The organism is Streptomyces sp. DH12, assembly GCF_020873895.1.
GTDB lineage: Bacteria > Actinomycetota > Actinomycetes > Streptomycetales > Streptomycetaceae > Streptomyces.
The window spans coordinates 26,670-42,065 of record NZ_JAHWGT010000043.1 but is presented as its reverse complement, the minus strand read 5'-3'; the positions used below and the strand labels follow the sequence as shown (position 1 = coordinate 42,065).

Annotated in this window: 12 protein-coding genes; all 12 read right to left on the bottom strand. The window is 74.2% G+C overall.

All coding sequences use genetic code 11. The features are described from left to right. Positions 1-111 precede the first annotated feature (111 nt). The 12 genes from LPA54_RS28900 to LPA54_RS28845 all read right to left on the bottom strand — a co-directional run bounded on the left by LPA54_RS28900 (position 112) and on the right by LPA54_RS28845 (position 15,067). A complete protein-coding gene (locus tag LPA54_RS28900; RefSeq protein WP_228983195.1) occupies positions 112-1,431 on the bottom strand; it encodes a polysaccharide lyase family 1 protein in 1,320 nt (439 codons plus the stop codon). A 64-nt stretch (positions 1,432-1,495) separates the two neighbouring features. Then, positions 1,496-2,323 carry a rhamnogalacturonan acetylesterase gene (locus LPA54_RS28895; RefSeq protein WP_228983193.1) on the bottom strand — a complete coding sequence of 276 codons (828 nt, stop codon included), beginning with the start codon at positions 2,321-2,323 and terminating at the stop codon, positions 1,496-1,498. Positions 2,324-2,501: 178 nt separating this feature from the next. After that, positions 2,502-3,842 (bottom strand): sugar ABC transporter substrate-binding protein, encoded by a 1,341-nt coding sequence (locus LPA54_RS28890; RefSeq protein WP_228983192.1) that lies wholly within the window; start codon positions 3,840-3,842, stop codon positions 2,502-2,504. A 117-nt stretch (positions 3,843-3,959) separates the two neighbouring features. Next, the gene (locus tag LPA54_RS28885; protein WP_228983189.1) at positions 3,960-6,023 is read right to left on the bottom strand and encodes a pectinesterase family protein; all 2,064 of its coding nucleotides are present in this window, start codon (positions 6,021-6,023) and stop codon (positions 3,960-3,962) included. Positions 6,024-6,114: 91 nt separating this feature from the next. Beyond that, the gene (locus LPA54_RS28880) at positions 6,115-7,641 is read right to left on the bottom strand and encodes a glycoside hydrolase 43 family protein (RefSeq protein WP_228983186.1); all 1,527 of its coding nucleotides are present in this window, start codon (positions 7,639-7,641) and stop codon (positions 6,115-6,117) included. Beyond that, positions 7,638-8,483 carry a PmoA family protein gene (locus tag LPA54_RS28875; RefSeq protein WP_228983184.1) on the bottom strand — a complete coding sequence of 282 codons (846 nt, stop codon included), beginning with the start codon at positions 8,481-8,483 and terminating at the stop codon, positions 7,638-7,640. The genes LPA54_RS28880 and LPA54_RS28875 overlap by 4 nt, the downstream gene beginning before the upstream one ends. Continuing rightward, on the bottom strand, positions 8,480-9,628 hold the full coding sequence (locus LPA54_RS28870; protein WP_228983181.1) for a Gfo/Idh/MocA family protein: 1,149 nt from the start codon (positions 9,626-9,628) through the stop codon (positions 8,480-8,482). Before LPA54_RS28870 ends, LPA54_RS28875 begins: the two co-directional genes overlap by 4 nt. 5 nt (positions 9,629-9,633) lie before the next feature. After that, positions 9,634-10,548 carry a carbohydrate ABC transporter permease gene (locus LPA54_RS28865; RefSeq protein ID WP_228983179.1) on the bottom strand — a complete coding sequence of 305 codons (915 nt, stop codon included), beginning with the start codon at positions 10,546-10,548 and terminating at the stop codon, positions 9,634-9,636. Then, positions 10,548-11,483, bottom strand: a complete 936-nt coding sequence (locus tag LPA54_RS28860) for a carbohydrate ABC transporter permease (protein ID WP_228983176.1) — start codon at positions 11,481-11,483, stop codon at positions 10,548-10,550. Before LPA54_RS28860 ends, LPA54_RS28865 begins: the two co-directional genes overlap by 1 nt. A gap of 100 nt (positions 11,484-11,583) precedes the next feature. Beyond that, positions 11,584-13,341: an L-arabinonate dehydratase gene (gene araD / locus LPA54_RS28855; protein WP_228983173.1), complete on the bottom strand. Its 1,758-nt coding sequence runs from the start codon at positions 13,339-13,341 to the stop codon at positions 11,584-11,586. Then, positions 13,338-14,240 carry a dihydrodipicolinate synthase family protein gene (locus LPA54_RS28850; protein WP_228983170.1) on the bottom strand — a complete coding sequence of 301 codons (903 nt, stop codon included), beginning with the start codon at positions 14,238-14,240 and terminating at the stop codon, positions 13,338-13,340. Before LPA54_RS28850 ends, araD begins: the two co-directional genes overlap by 4 nt. 140 nt (positions 14,241-14,380) lie before the next feature. After that, on the bottom strand, positions 14,381-15,067 hold the full coding sequence (locus tag LPA54_RS28845; protein WP_228983169.1) for a GntR family transcriptional regulator: 687 nt from the start codon (positions 15,065-15,067) through the stop codon (positions 14,381-14,383). Between the last annotated feature and the right edge of the window lie 329 nt (positions 15,068-15,396).

Below are 15,396 nucleotides of genomic sequence, written 5' to 3'. Positions count from 1 at the left end.
CGCTAACGCAGAGCCGTGCCGCCCGCAGCCGGACCGTCGGGTTCCGCGGGGCGGAGGGGCGGTTTCACGCCGCGTCCCGGTGGGAGGTTCCGCCCCCGCCCGGACGCGGGGTCAGCGCGCCCGGCCCGCGCCGGCCCGGTGGGCGAGGAGCCCCGGCAGGGCGCGCGGGTCGTCGACGCGGGTGCGGAGGGTGGGCGTCCAGCCGGCTCCGGAGGCCAGCGCCTCGTCGGGGAACTGCGCGTTGTGGACGGCGAGGAGGTCCACGGGGCGGCCGTTGACGACGTTGCCCGCGACCGTGACGGGCGCCTCCTTCCACTTCTTGAGGACGGCGCCGGCCGGCACGCCGCGCGGCAGGGTCACCGCGTTGCGCTCCGCGACCAGCTGCGACTCGGCGCCGACGCCCCAGCTGTAGCCGTATCCCCGCTCCGGCACCACGTGGTGGTTGTTGTACGCGTCGACCTTGCCGAACCGCACCCGCGGGGCGCGTTCGACGACCTCGTCGAAGAGGTTGTGGTGGAGGGTGACCCGCAGCCGTCCGCGGTCGGTGGCGCCCGCGCCGTCGCTGTTGCCGATCATCAGCGTCTTGTCGTGGTCGGCGAAGACGTTCCAGGACGCCGTGACCAGGTCGGCGCCGCGCACGATGTCGAGCAGCCCGTCGTGCCGCTGGTAGAGCTGCCCGTGGTACCGGGGCAGCGAACTGTCCGGGTGGCGGCCGTCGGTGAACGTGTTGTGGTCGATCCACACGTGCGTCGAGCCGTACACGACCATCGCGTCGTACTCGGAGTTCCAGGCGCCCGCCGCCCCGTCGGTGGGGTCCCACTGGGGGAAGCAGTCGAGGGGGCTCTCCAGGGTGAGGTTTCGGACGATGACGTTGTCGGCGCCCTTGATCTGGAGGCTGCCGCCGACGATCCCGGCGTCCCGGCCGACACCGACGATGGTGGTGCGGGAGGGGACGAACGCCTTGACCGCCCGGTCCTGGTTGCGGGCGGAGGCGGCGCGCAGCTCCTCCTGGGGGCCGCTGACCTCCTTGTCGCGGCCCCAGACGGCGGGGTCGTAGTCGGCGAGGTACCGGTCGAAGTCGTAGCCGGGCGCCTCGAACGCCTGGCAGCCGCCCGCGGTGGCGTCGAGCGTGCCGACGACACGGACGATCCTCGGGGCGTCGCCGCCGGCGGCGAGCGCGGCCCGGAACTCCTCCCAGGTGGTGGCGGTGTACACGCGGGCGGGGTCGGCGGCGGCGCCGCCGGTGGTGCCGCCGTCGGCGGAGGCCCAGCCGTCGCCGGCGGGCAGGACGCGGCGGGCGGGGTCGTGGCCGTGGCCGCCGCCCGTGCCGAGGGCGGTCGCGGGCGCGGGGGCCGTGAGGGCGAGTACCAGCGCGGTGCAGCCGGCCGTCGCCGCGGCCCTGCCGAGGGCCCGGACGTGGGGTGCGGACATGCGCATTGCGGCTCCTGGGGAAACGGGCGGGGTGGTACGGGCGGGGTGGTACGGGCGGGGCGGTTCAGGCGGGGGGCCAGGTGATGCGGTCGGACGGGACGTCCGCGTCGAGGCGGCGGGTGTCACCGGGGCGCAGCACGCGGGTGCGGCACAGGCCGGCGGCCACCATGCGGGCGACCTCGATCGCCCCGCGCGGCCGGAAGTGGGTGTTGTCCTGCTTGCCGTCGGGGTACTGGGGCCACTCGCCGGGAGCCGGCCACAGGAAGTACTCCTTGGACGCCTCGGGGCCCAGCCGCCCCCACAGGGCGAGCGACGCCGCCTGGACGTCGACGAGGTCGACGCCGTGCTCGGCGGCGAGCGCGCGCATGGCGGCCGGGTAGGCGCCGTGGGTCGGGACGGCCTTCCCCTCGGCGTCGAACCTGCGCCGCTCCACGGAGGTCAGCAGGACGGGCCGCGCGCCTCGGGCGCGGGCGGCCGAGACGTAGCGGAGCAGGTGCTCCCGGTAGGTGGTCCAGGGTTCGGTGTGGCGGGCGGGGTCCTCGGTCTTCTGGTCGTTGTGGCCGAACTGGATCAGGAGCAGGTCGCCGGGGCGGAGGGCGGCCTCGATCGGGGCGAGTCGGCCCTCGTCGAGGAAGCTGCGCGAACTGCGGCCGTTGACCGCGTGGTTGGCGACGCGCAGGTGCGGGCCGAGGAAGAGGGGCAGGGCCATGCCCCAGCCGGTCTCCGGGGCGGCGTCGGCGTACTTCGGGGCGGCCGTGGAGTCCCCGGCGACGTACAGGGTCCGGGGGGTGGCGCGCGGGCGGGCGGCGGCGGCCGGGTGGGCGGTGAGCGCCGTCGCGGCGGGGAGGGCGGCGGCGAGGGCCGTCACGGTCTGTCTGCGGCTGAGGGACACGTCGTCGTGGCTCGCTCTCGTACGGCGGGACGGGGGCGGGGGGCCGGCGCCCGGGTCGGCGGGCGGTCGGTGGTCGGCGGCGGGTGACGGGCGGCCGGTGGTCGGCGGCCGGTGGCGGGGCGGCCGGTGGTCGGCGGCGGGGCGCGACCCGTACCGCCGCCGACCGGTTTGGGGGACCTCAGCCCTTCTTGAGCTGCTCGTTCCACTCGGCCTGGGCCGCGTCGAGCTGCTCGGCGAGGGTGTCGAGGAACTTCTCGGCGGTCATCGCGCCGAGCAGGACCCGCTGGAAGTTCGGCTCGTTCTCCGACTTGCTGATCTTGTTCCAGTCGGGGAGGTAGTACGGCAGCTGCACGATCTTCGTGGAGCCGTCGGTGAGGGAGCGCGCGCCGAGCTTGGTGGCCTGGGCCTCCTCCAACCAGGGGTCGCCGGCCGCGTCGGTGTTGGCGGGGATGGCGCCGGCCGACCGGTTCCACTTGCTGTTGGAGGCGTGGGAGGCGGCGAACTCGATGAACTTCCAGGCGGCGGCCTTGTTCTTGCTGCCGCGGAAGAGCCCGAGGCCGTCCACCGGGTTGGAGACCTGGACGCGGACGCCGTCCGGCCCGACCGGGTTCGGTATGCCCGCGAACTTGCCCGTGCCGAGCGCCTTCACGTGGTCGGTGTAGCTACCGAGGTTGTGGTTCATCATCGCGATGGAGCCCGAGTCGAACTGGGCGTTCATCTTCTTGAAGTCGTTGTTGACGTCGGCCTCGGGCGTCGTCTTCTTGTAGAGGGCGACGTACTTCTTCAGGGCGGCGACGTTCCTCGGGTCGTTGACGGTGGTCCGGTCGCCCTTCCAGAACTCGGTGATGCCGGACTGGCCGTACATGGCGTCCAGGGCCTGGGCGATGGAGCCGGAGCCGCCTCGGATGGTGTAGCCGAACCTGTTCTTCCGGGCGTCGGTGAGCCGGACGGCGGCGGTGTGGAAGGCGTCCCAGGTGGTGGGCGCGGGCAGCCCGGCCGCCTCGAACAGGTCGGTGCGGTAGTACAGGACGCCGTTGCTGGCGGAGGTCGGCACCGAGTACATCTCGTCGCCGCGGCCGCCGGCGGACTTCACCGACTCGACCATGGAGGGGACGAGCTTGCCCTTGAGGGAGGACGCCTCGACGCGGTCGCCGACCGGTTCGAGGGCGTTCTGGGCGACCATGTTGGCCAGGTAGGCGGCGCCGACGCCGCCGACGTCCGGCAGGCCGCCGCCGGCGATGGCCGTGTCGTACTTCGACTGGACGTCCTCGCTGGGGATGGGCACGTACCGGACGTCGATGTCGGGGTGCTTCGCCTCGAAGTCCTTGATGATCTCCTGCCAGACGGCGGTCCGCACGCCGCCGTTGTTGTCCCAGAAGGTGATCGTGCCCTTGCCCGAGCCCTCGCCGCCGCTGCCGCCGCTGCCGTCGTCGCCGCAGCCGGTGGCGGTGAGCGCGAGCACGGCGGTCAGGGCGACGGCCGTGGCCGCGCGACCTCTGGAGCTCCGGGGGTTGGTCATGGTCGGCTCTTCTCTCTGAGTACGGGTGTCGGGTGTGCGGGTGTACGGGTGTACGGCTGTCGGTCGCCGCGGGTGCCGCCGCTGGTTGCCGCGGGCGCGGCCGGCGGCCGGCGGCTGCTAGGGGAGGTGCCGGCGGTGGGGCGCCCAGCCGTCGTGGCCGGCGAGGTAGTCGGCGACCTCGTGGTCCGCGGCGCGCGCGGCGGACATCTGCGGGCGGTCCTCGGTGACGGCCGCGCCAGGACCGTGGTTGCGGTACTCGCTGAAGCGGGCGTCCCGCCACGAGAAGCCGCCCATGTCGGTCCACGGGGAGGACTTGACGGCCGCGGGCAGTTCCGTCTCCCGGATCAGCACCTGGCCGACGGCGTCCGGGTTGCCGCCCGGGTGCCAGGGCCGGCCGAGGTGGTAGGTGCCGGCCGGCGCGTCGCTGACGATCCGGGAGCGGGTGATCAGGAAGCCGTACGGGTTGTCCTTGAAGGTGCTGGCGGCGGTGACGTACCCGTTGTTCGTGGCGGAGCCGCGGTCGAGCGCCCGGATCAGCGACCGGTCGACGACGGTGGTGGCCCGCCCGTACAGGAAGTCGACGTCCCCCTCGATGTACACGTCGCGGAGGTACACCCGGCTGACGGCGTCGAGCCGGGGGCTGTCGGTCATCAGCGTGTCCTGGTTGCCCTTGAAGGCGGTGTCCTCGAAGACGATCCGGTCGCCGGTGGTCTTCATGGCGAGGGCCTGTTCGCCCTTCAGCTCGACCGCCGCCTCGTCGAAGTCGTTGACGAAGGTGAGGTTGCGGGCGGTGACGTCGGAGGCGGCGATCAGGACGGTGGCGCTGGCGGACGAACCCCCGTACTCGTTCGGCGTGTCGTACACGATCACCGTGTCGGCGCGGCTGCGGCCCGTCCCCCGGAAGGCGATCCTCGGCTTGCCGGCGGGGACGCGGACCTGCTCCCGGTACGTTCCGGGCGCGATCCGGACCGTGACGGTCCCGTCGTTGCCGGCCGGGACGGCGTCCACGGCGGCCTGGACGGTGCGGTACGCGGCGGGCACGTCGAGCGCGGTGTCGGTGCCGAGGCTCTGCTGCGGCCCGGAGAAGCGCGTCACCAGCGCTGGCACGGCGGCGGCCGGGTCGAGGCGGTAGGCGTAGTGGGCGCGCGGGTCGAAGGCGGCGCCCCACTCGTCGCGCCGGCCGGTGGTGCCCTTCAGGATCGAGCCGCGCTCGACCAGTTCGGCGGTGGCGTCGGCCTGGTGGGGGTGCTGGACGCCGTCGTAGAAGCTGTTCTCGATGACCATCCGGGTCCGGCCGCGCGCCCAGGTGCCGTAGGTCCACACGGGGTCGCCGTCCGCGACCTGGGAGGAGAGGTAGTTGTTGTAGAGGTGGGCGTAGGCGCAGTTGTCGGCCGAGGGGTTGCGCTGCTTGGTGCCGCTGAACCAGTTGTGGTCGATGGTGATCTGGGTGGTGGCGTTGTCGGTCCAGCCGATGCCGAACGCCTTGTTGTGGTCGTCGAAGTGGTTGTGGGAGACGGTGACGTACTGGCTGTCCCTGCGGATGTCGAGCAGTCCGTCGCCGAGGCGCGCGAAGCGGTTGTGGTCGATCCACACGTGGTGGGCGGAGTCCATCTGGATGCCGTCGAAGTCGTTGGTCTTGCCGTCCCAGTCGCCCGGGACGCGGGAGTCGCGCAGGGTGAGGTTGCGGATGATCACGTTGTGCGTGCCGGGCTTCAGCTGCAGCTCGCCGTGGACGATCTCGCCGCCGGTGCCGACGCCGATGACGGTCTTGTCCGAGGCGACGGTGATCGAGGACCCGAAGGGCTCGACGGGGATGGTCCCCGCGACCCGGATGACGTAGGGCTCGGCGGCGCCCGCGTACCTGGCCAGCTCGGCCTGGGTGCGGACGGTGACGACCTTGCCGCCCCGACCGCCGGTGGTCCCGCCGGCGAGTGAGGCGAAGCCGTGCGGGTGTTCCGCCCAGCGCGGTGCGGACGGGTGCGCGGCGCGGGGCGCCCCGGGGCCGCCGGCCCCGGGCGTCTCTGCGGCCTCGGGCGCCTCTGCGGCTCCGGGCGCCTCTGCGGCTGCGGTGGCCCCGGCGGCCCCCGCCGGGCTCACCGTGGCGAGGCCCAGGGCGGCCACCAGGGCGGTGACCGCGGCCAGGGCCCGCCCCGGCAAGCGCTTGCTCCACGGGTACGGCATGACGGCTCCTCCAGACGTGGGACGTACGGGGACGGTGGACGTGCGGGGACGATGGACGTACGGGTGCGGGTGCGGGGGCCGGGCGGCGCGGTCAGCGGACGCGGAACTCCGTGAAGGTGGCCGTCCCGGCGCTCCCCCCGCCCGGGGGCGCCGCCGCGAAGAGGCCGAGCAGCGCGCCGACCCAGCGCCACGGCGTGGCGGCGAAGACCGGCCCTGAGGAGTGCCAGCCGTCGCCGGTGTCGGCCAGGAACCGGCACCGTGCCCCGGCCGACACCTCGATCCGCAGCCCGGCCCGGCCGCCGGGGGCGGGACGGGGGTGGGCGGCGTCGCGTTCGGCCTCGGCCACCGGCTCGGCGAACCGGTGCACCAGCCGCGCTGCCCCGTCGGCGCCCCGCTCCAGGCCGATCCAGGAGAAGGCGTCGCCCAGTACGGCGAACCCGGCCCGCGCGCCCGGTTCGGTGCCGTCGAGGACCAGCCCCACCTCGGCGGTGAACGTCTCGGCGGGCAGCCGCTGGGTCAGGACGTGCGGCAGGAGGCGCAGGTCGTGGGCGTCGCCGGTGCGGACGCACGCCAGGCGCAGCCCGTCGCCGCCGTGCTCGACGGTCCACCCGGGGCGGGGGTTGGCGGTCCACTGCCACTGCCGTCCGAAGCGGCCGCCGGGGAAGGGGTCGTCGGTGGCCGGCGCCCGTGCGGGCTGCGGGGGCGCGGCCGGCTTGCGGTGGGTGCCGACCGGTTCGCCCGCGTCGCCGATGACGGGCCAGCCGTCCGCGTCCCACGTCATCGGCTGCAGGTGCAGGACCCTGCCGTACGCGCCGCGCGCCTGGAAGTGCAGGAACCAGTCCTCGCCCGCCGGGGTGCGCACCCAGCCGCCCTGGTGGGGGCCGTTGACGCCGGTGCGGCCCTGGGCGAGGACGATCCGCTCCTCGTAGGGGCCGGTGAAGTCGCGGGAGCGGAAGACGCCCTGCCAGCCCGTCTCGACGCCGCCGGCCGGCGCGAAGATCCAGAACCAGCCGTCGTGCCGGTACAGCTTGGGCCCTTCGAGGGTGAACCAGCCGGGTATCCGGTCGGCGTCCACGACGACCTCCCCGGCGTCGAGGAGGGCGCGGCCGTCGCGGCTCATCCGGTGGCCGGTGAGGCGGTTCTTCACCCCGGACCGGGACTTCGCCCAGGCGTGCACGAGGTACGCCTCGCCGGTCTCGTCGTCCCACAGCGGGCAGGGGTCGATCAGGCCCTTGCCCGCCTTCAGCAGGTACGGCTCGGTCCACGGGCCGCGGACGTCCTCGGCGCTGATCTGGTGGATGCCGTGGTCCGGGTCGCCCCAGAAGATCCAGTACCGGCCGTCGGCGTGGCGGAGGCTGGGCGCCCACACGCCCTTGTCGTGGCGGGGCGCGGCGAACTCGGCGGCGGGCTCCAGGCGTTCCAGGGCGTGCCCGACGAGCGTCCAGTTGACGAGGTCGCGGGAGTGGAGCAGGGGCAGGCCGGGGGCGCGGCCGAAGCTGGACGCCGTGAGGTGGAAGTCGTCGCCGACGGCGATGACGTCGGGGTCGGACCAGTCGGCGTGCAGGACGGGGTTGCGGTAGGTGCCGTCGCCGAGGTCGGCGGAGGGGACGGGGCTCATGACAGCGCCTTCCGTACGAGGGCGGCGGCCGCGGGGCGGTCCAGGCGCCCGTCCGCGACGACGGTGACCACCCGGCGGACGACGGTGCCGCCGGCCGGGACGGGCAGGCGGGCGGCCGCGGCGAGGGACGAGCCGACGCCCGGGTACTCGGCGGTGCGGACGAACCACGGGTCGCGGCGAGTGGGGCCGGTGGCGCCGGCGAAGACGAGGGTGTAGGCGGCGCCGCGCAGCGCCAGCCAGTCGGCCGGCCGGCCGTGGACGGCGTCCTCGCCCTCCGCGTCGGCGGTGAACACCTCGGGCGCCGGGGTGCCCGCGGCCTGCTTGGGGGCGCGCCAGAAGAAGCCGCCGTACCCGGCGCCGGGGCGGCCGTTGGTGGCCGGGGAGCCGATGGTCAGGGCCGTGCCGCCGGGGTTGGTGAGGGCGCAGGTGAGGTCCAGCGCCCAGGCGTCGGAGGTGAGGGGCGTGGCGGCGACGGTGCGGCGTTCGCGCAGGAGGTCCCTGCCGCCGGAGGTCCACACGAGGTCCTCCACGAAGCCGTCCGGGTCGCGCAGCCGCCAGGCGCGGTGGCGCTGCTCGCCGTGGTTGTCGAGTTCGGTGGGGCCCCGGCCGGCGACGTAGGTGCGGCCGCCCCAGAAGTTGCGGCCCTCGACGTCGGGCACGGCGACGGACACGCCGAGGTGGTGGAGGTGGTCGGCGGGGCGCGCCTCGGTGACGGGGGTGCCGGCGAGGGTGGTGACGGGGTGCAGGTAGGGGCGGGGCGAGAGGCGGGCCGGCAGGTCGTCCGGGTGGACGTAGCGGGCCACGGTCCGTCCCGCGCAGCGCAGGGGCAGCGGGTGCGTCACGGGGAGTTCGCCTCCAGCTCGGAGAAGAGGGAGAGGGTCTCGGCGCTCGCGTGGACGAGGCCGTCGACGCCCTTCACGACCCGTCGCCGCGTCCCGTCGGCCGCCTCCTCGGCGTACCAGCGCCCGGCGGGCAGGGGGCGGGGGTCGGGGGCGGTGCGGACGGCTTCGACGACGCGCATGAAGGCGCCGGCCCGGTCGGGCGGGACGAGGAGCTCGTCGCCGTCCGCGAGGTGGTGGACCAGGTTCTCCAGGAGGTCGGTGCGGCCGTGCACCGTCTCCACGGGGCCGTGCCCGGCCCGCTGCACCAAGACGCGGTCGTGCTTGTACCAGAAGGTGATGCGGCCGCGCCGGCCGTGGACGAGGACGTACGGCTCGCCGGGCTGCTCGGCGCAGAGGGTGACGGCGGCGGTGACGCGGGTGCCGCGCGCGGTGGTGACGCGCAGGCAGGAGGTGTCGTCGGCCTCGATGTCGTTGGCGCGGGCCAGTTCCAGCTCGATGTCCGCGACGTCCTCGGCGAAGGGGCTGCCGTCGAGGGCCAGGGCGGTGGCGACGGCGTGGGCGAGGGGGTTGGTGAGCACCCCGTCGACCACGTCGGCGCCGTTCAGGCGGCGCTTCCCCGCCCACGGCGAGCGGCGGAAGTACGCCTCGTCGCGGGCCCAGGCGCCGGCGGCGCCGATGCCGGTGACCTCGCCGACGGCGCCCTCGGCGACGAGTTCGGCGATGGCGCCCAGGGCGTGCGAGCCGAGTGACTGGAAGCCGATCTGGCAGGCGGTGCCGGCCAGGCGCACCGCGTCGCGGATGCGGTGGAAGTCCGCGAAGGACGGGGCGGGCGGCTTCTCCAGGAGGAGGTGGACGCCGCGCCGCGCCGCGGTGAGCGCGAGGTCGGTGTGGGTGTCGATGGGCGTGCAGACGACGACGGCGCGGGCGCCGGTGGCGTCGAGGAGCGCGCCGAGGTCGTCGGACTGGGCGACGTCGGGGAACCCGTCGAGTTCGGCCGGGTCGAGGGGGCGCAGTTCGCAGACCCCGGCGAGCCGTACGAGGCCGGCGTCGGCGAGGCGGCGGACGTTCTCCAGGTGCCGGCGGCCGTGGCCGCGGGCGCCGGCGAGGACGACGGGGAGGGGCAGGGGTCCGGGTCCGTGGCGCATCCGGGTCAGCCCTTCACCGCGCCGGCGCTGAAGCCGGTGATGAGCCACTTCTGGATGAAGGCGAAGACGATCACGACGGGGACGGCGGCGATGACGCCGCCCGCGGCGAGGGCCCCCAGGTCGACGCTGTCGGCGCCGATGAGGGTGTTGAGGCCGACGGGGATCGTCTGCTTGTCCTGCTCGCTGAGGAACATCAGGGCGAACAGGAAGTGGTTCCAGCTGTGGACGAAGGCGAAGGAGCCGACGGCGACGAGGCCGGGGCGCAGCAGCGGCAGGACGACCGCGCGGAAGGCGCGCAGCCGCGAGCAGCCGTCGACCCAGGCGGCCTCCTCCAGGGAGACGGGCACGTTCTTGATGAAGCCGCTGATGAGGATGATGGAGAGGGGCAGTTGGAAGACGGTCTCGGCGATGACGACGCTGCCGAGCGAGTTGATCATCTGGAGGTTGCGGAAGATCTCGAAGAGCGGGACGAGCATCAGCGCGCCGGGGATGAACTGCGAGCACAGCAGCGCCAGCATGAAGGCCTTCTTGACGCGGAAGTCGAACCGGGCGAGCGCGTACCCGCCGGCGAGCGCGACGGCGGTCGTGGCGACGAGGGTGGCGACGCCGACGATCATGCTGTTCTGGAAGAAGACCCCGAAGCTGCGCTCGTTCCAGACCTTCTCGAAGTGCGCGGTGGTCATGGGCCAGGGGACGAGGGACGTCGAGCCGGCGGGGCGGACCGCGAACAGCAGCATCCAGTAGAACGGGACGAGCGTGAACAGCAGGTACAGCGCGAGCGGCAGGTAGATCTGCCAGCGCGGCACGTCGTCGAAGGCGCGCTCGCGCCGCTGCCGGCGGCGGGGGGCGGCCGGGGGCTTCGCCGGGTGCTGGGCGGGCACGCGTGCGGCGGTGCCCTGCTCCGCGAGTGCGGCGGTCATCAACGGTCGCCTCCGAACTTGCTCAGGCGCAGATAGAGGATGGAGCAGAAGAGGAGGATCACGAACGCGACCGTGGTCAGCGCCGAGGCGTACCCGAAGTCGTGGCCCTCGATGCCGGTGTTCGCGATCATGAGAGGGAGGGTGGTGGTGACGCCGGCGGGGCCGCCGCCGGTGAGGGTGTACAGCAGGTCGACGTTGTTGAACTCCCAGACCGCGCGCAGCAGCGTGGAGAGGATGATGGCGTCCTTGAGGTGCGGCAGCGTGATGTGCAGGAACTGCCGCATCCGGTTCGCGCCGTCGACCGACGCCGCCTCGTAGAGGTCCTTGGGGATGGACTGGAGGTCGGCGAGGATGAGGATCGCGAAGAACGGGACGCCGCGCCAGAGTTCGGCGACGACGGCGGCCCAGAAGACGGTCCCGGTGTCGGAGAGCACGGACGTGCCGTAGGCGCCGACGCCGACGTCGGCCAGGTAGCGGCTCATGCCCGTGGAGGGGTTGTAGAGCAGCATCCAGATGGTCGTGGTGAGGACGCCGGAGACCGCCCACGGCGAGAAGACCAGGGAGCGGGCGACGGCCCGGCCGACGAAGCTCTGGTTGACGAGCAGGGCCAGCACGAGGCCGAGGGCGAGCTGGAGGCCGACCTGCACGACCACCCACTTGGCGCTGAAGGCCAGGGTGGACCAGAAGAGGGGGTCCTCGGTGAAGGCGCGGGTGTAGTTCTCGAACCCGGCGTAGCCGTTCTTCCAGGGCTTGGTGACGTTGTAGTGCTGGAGGCTGTAGTAGAAGACGCTGAGCACCGGGTAGGCGATGAAGCCGAGCATGAGCAGGCCGGCGGGTGCGATCAGCAGGTACGGCAGGCGGCGTGGTGCGGCTCCGGTCCCCGTGCGGCGTCGGCCGGCCCGGGGTTGCTGCGCCACGGCTGCGGCGTGGGCCATGACATTCTCCGTTCGTCATTGCGTGGGGTGAAGCGCTTTCCGGATCGCGTTCGACATCTCGGACAGACGGGGGCGGACCCGGTCCTGGCGGAGGGGCGGCTCAGCCCGCGTACGGCTCCGGCACGTTCCCGGGCCGCGCCAGGAAGGCGAAGTCGCAGCCGGTGTCGGCCTGGGTGACCTGCTCCTGGTACAGCGCGCCGTAGCCCCGCTCGTACGGGTTCGGCGGCGGCGTCCACGCGGCGCGGCGCGTGGCCAGCTCCTCGTCGTCGACGTGGAGGTGCAGGGAGCGGGCGACCACGTCGAGGGTGATCAGGTCGCCGGTGCGGACGAGGGCGAGCGGCCCGCCCACATGCGACTCGGGGGCCACATGCAGCACGCACGCCCCGTAACTGGTGCCGCTCATCCGGGCGTCGGAGATCCGCACCATGTCCCGCACGCCCTGCTTCAGCAGGTACCGGGGGATGGGGAGCATGCCGTACTCGGGCATGCCGGGGCCGCCCTTGGGGCCGGCGCCGCGCAGGACGAGCACGTGGTCGGCGGTGATGCCGAGGGACGGGTCGTCGATGGTGCGCTGCATGGTGCGGTAGTCGTCGAAGACGACGGCGGGGCCCGTGTGCTCCAGCAGGTGCGGCTCGGCGGCGATGTGCTTGATGACGGCGCCGTCGGGGCAGAGGTTGCCGCGCAGGACCGCCACCCCGCCCTCGTCGGCGAGCGGCTTGTCACGCGGCCGGATCACGTCGTCGTCGTGCACCAGCGCGCCGGCGAGCTGCTCGCGCAGGGTCGCGTGGGAGACGGTGGGGCGGTCGAGGTGGAGGAGGTCGGTGATCCGGGAGAGGAAGCCGGGCAGCCCGCCGGCGAAGTGGAAGTCCTCCATCAGGTAGCGCCCGCCGGGCCGCAGGTCCGCCAGGACCGGGACGGTACGGGCGGTCCGGTCGAAGTCGTCGAGGGTGAGCCGCACCCCGGACCGGCCCGCCATCGCGATCAGGTGGATCACCGCGTTGGTGGAACCGCCCAGGCCGAGGACGGTCGTCACGGCGTCCTCGTACGCCTCCCGGGTGAGGATCTGCGACAGCCGCAGGTCCCGCCGGACCAGCTCGACGATCCGCAGCCCCGCGGCGGCGGCCATCCGGTCGTGCCCCGAGTCGACGGCCGGGATGGACGACGCCCCCGGCACGGTGACGCCCAGCACCTCGGCGGCGGCCGTGAGCGTGGACGCGGTGCCCATCGTCATGCAGTGGCCGGGCGAACGGGCGAGCCCGCTCTCCAGTTCGGCCAGCTCGCAGTCGCCGATGAGGCCGGCGCGCCGGTCGTCCCAGTACTTCCACATGTCCGTGCCGGAGCCGAGGACCTCGCCCCGCCAGTGGCCCGGCAGCATCGGGCCCGCCGGGACGAACACGGTCGGCAGGTCGACGGAGGCGGCGCCCATGAGGAGCGCCGGGGTGGTCTTGTCGCAGCCGCCCATCAGCACCGCGCCGTCGACCGGGTAGGAGCGCAGCAGCTCCTCCGTCTCCATGGCGAGCATGTTGCGGTACAGCATGGGGGTGGGCTTCTGGAACGTCTCGGACAGCGTCGAGACGGGGAACTCCAGCGGGAAGCCCCCGGCCTGCCACACGCCCCGCTTCACGGCCTGCGCCCGGTCGCGGAGGTGGACGTGGCAGGGGTTGACGTCGGACCAGGTGTTGAGGACCGCGATGACCGGCTTGCCGAGGTGCTCCTCGGGGAGGTAGCCGAGTTGCCGGGTGCGGGCGCGGTGGCTGAAGGTGCGCAGTCCGGCCGGGGCGCCGCTGCCGTACCACTGGTGGCTGCGCAGCGTGCGGGCCGGCTCCTCGCCGGCGGGCGGGGCGGTGTCGGTGCTCACGCGTCCCACTCCTTGACCATGTCGGCGATCTCGGCGCGGCGCGGCTCGGGCAGCAGCCGGCTCGGCGGGCGCACGTCGCGGCGGCACAGGCCGAGCGCGGCGAGGGCCTCCTTGACGACGGTGACGTTGTTCGCGGCCTGGTCGGCGGCGCGCAGGTCCTCGAAGCGGCGGACGCGCTCCCACACGCGCAGGGCGGCCGGGTAGTCGCCCGCGCGCAGCGCCCGCAGCATCGCCAGGGAGACCTCCGGCGAGACGTTGACCAGCCCGGAGGTGAAGCCGGTGGCCCCCATCGCCCAGTACGAGGGGGCGTACAGCTCGGCGAGCCCGGCGATCCACACGAACCGGTCGAGGCCGGCGTCGCGGGCGACGGCGGCGAACCGGGCCGCGTCGGGGACGGCGTACTTGACGCCGATGACGTTGGGGCACAGCTCGCCGAGGCGGGCGATGGCCGCGCCGTCCAGCAGCGGGTTGCGCACGTAGGGGACGACGCCCAGCTCGGGGACGGCGTCGGCGATCTCGCGGTGGTAGTCGACCCAGCCGTCACGGGAGACGTAGGGGTGGACCGGCTGGTGGACCATGACCATGCCCGCCCCGGCCGCGCGGGCGTGCCGGGCGGCGGCCGTGGCGGTCGGCACGTCGTGGCCGACGCCGACGAGGACGGCGGCGCGGTCGCCGGTCCCCTCGACGGTGAGTTCGGTGACGAGGCGGCGCTCGTCCGGCGTGAGCGTGTAGAACTCGCCGGTGTTGCCGTTCGGGGTGACGGCCCGCACGCCGCTGTCGAGCAGCCGGCCCAGCAGGGCGCGATACGTGTCCCGGTCGACGCCGCCGTCGGCGCCGAAGGGGGTCACGGGTATCGCGACGACGTCTGCGAGCGCCGCCCTCAGCGATGAGTGGTCCATGCGTACCGGCCTTTCCGGGCTGTGGGTCGAGGTGTCACGAGTGGGGTGCCACGGTGGGTGTGTCACGCGTGGGTGTGTCACGGGTGGGGGCGCGGTCGGCCGCCGCGGGGGTGCGGTGGGCGGTCCGGGGGCGCCGCGCGTCACGGCATGGGCGGGGCGGCGGGGCACGGCAGCGGCGGGGCGTCGTCGCCGGGCCCGCCGGGGAAGGCCCGCCGCACGAACCGGGCGATGTGCTCGCGCAGGGCCAGGGCGGCCCCGTCGGCGTCACCGGCCAGGGCGAGGCGCAGGATGCCGCGGTGCTCCTCGGCCTCCCGCTGCCACGACGGGTCGGCGCTCCAGGCGACGGTGGAGACGAGCGCCGCCTGGTCGCGGACCTCGTCGAGCATCCGGGCCAGCAGCGGGTTGCCGCACGGCAGGTACAGGGACCGGTGGAACTCCCGGTTGGCCAGCGAGCGTTCGGCCTGGTCGGCGGCGGCGTCGGCCTGGGCGAGCGCCTCCCCGGCGGCGTCCAGGGAAGCGCGGCGGGTGATGGTGCGGCGCAGCGCCTCGGGTTCGAGGAGCAGGCGCACGTCGTAGACCTCGCGGGCCATCGCGGCGTCGACGGTGCGCACGGTGGCGCCCTTGTACTGGCTCATGACGACCAGCCCGGTGCCGGCGAGGGTCTTGAGCGCCTCCCGCACGGGCGTCTTCGACACGCCGAACTGCGCGGCCAGTTCCGCCTCGACCAGGGGGCGGCCGGGCGGCAGGCCGCCGGTGAGGATGGCGTGCTTGATCGCCTCCAGCACGTACTGCGTACGGGAGGGGATGGGGCTGGGGGCGAAGGCCATGCGGGGTCTCATATCTCGCGTATCGCGTCTCATATATGACGTACGAAGTACGACGGCGACGAACGTAGGGCGGCCGGGCGCGTTCGTCAACGCTTCTGACAGAACTCGTCGTTGGGGCGGCCGGGCGGGGACCGCGGCGCGCACGCGCGGCCCGCCCCCGGCGGCGTACGGGGGCGGGCGGGTGCTCGGGCGCGCGGGGCCCGGGTGGGCGCGGGGCCCGGGTGCGCGCGGCACGGCGGCGGGCGGGCGCGGGAGGGGACCCGGGCGCGGGGGCGGCGACGGGGCGGGAGGCGGCTGCCGGGCGGGTCGCGACCGCACCGCCGCCCGGG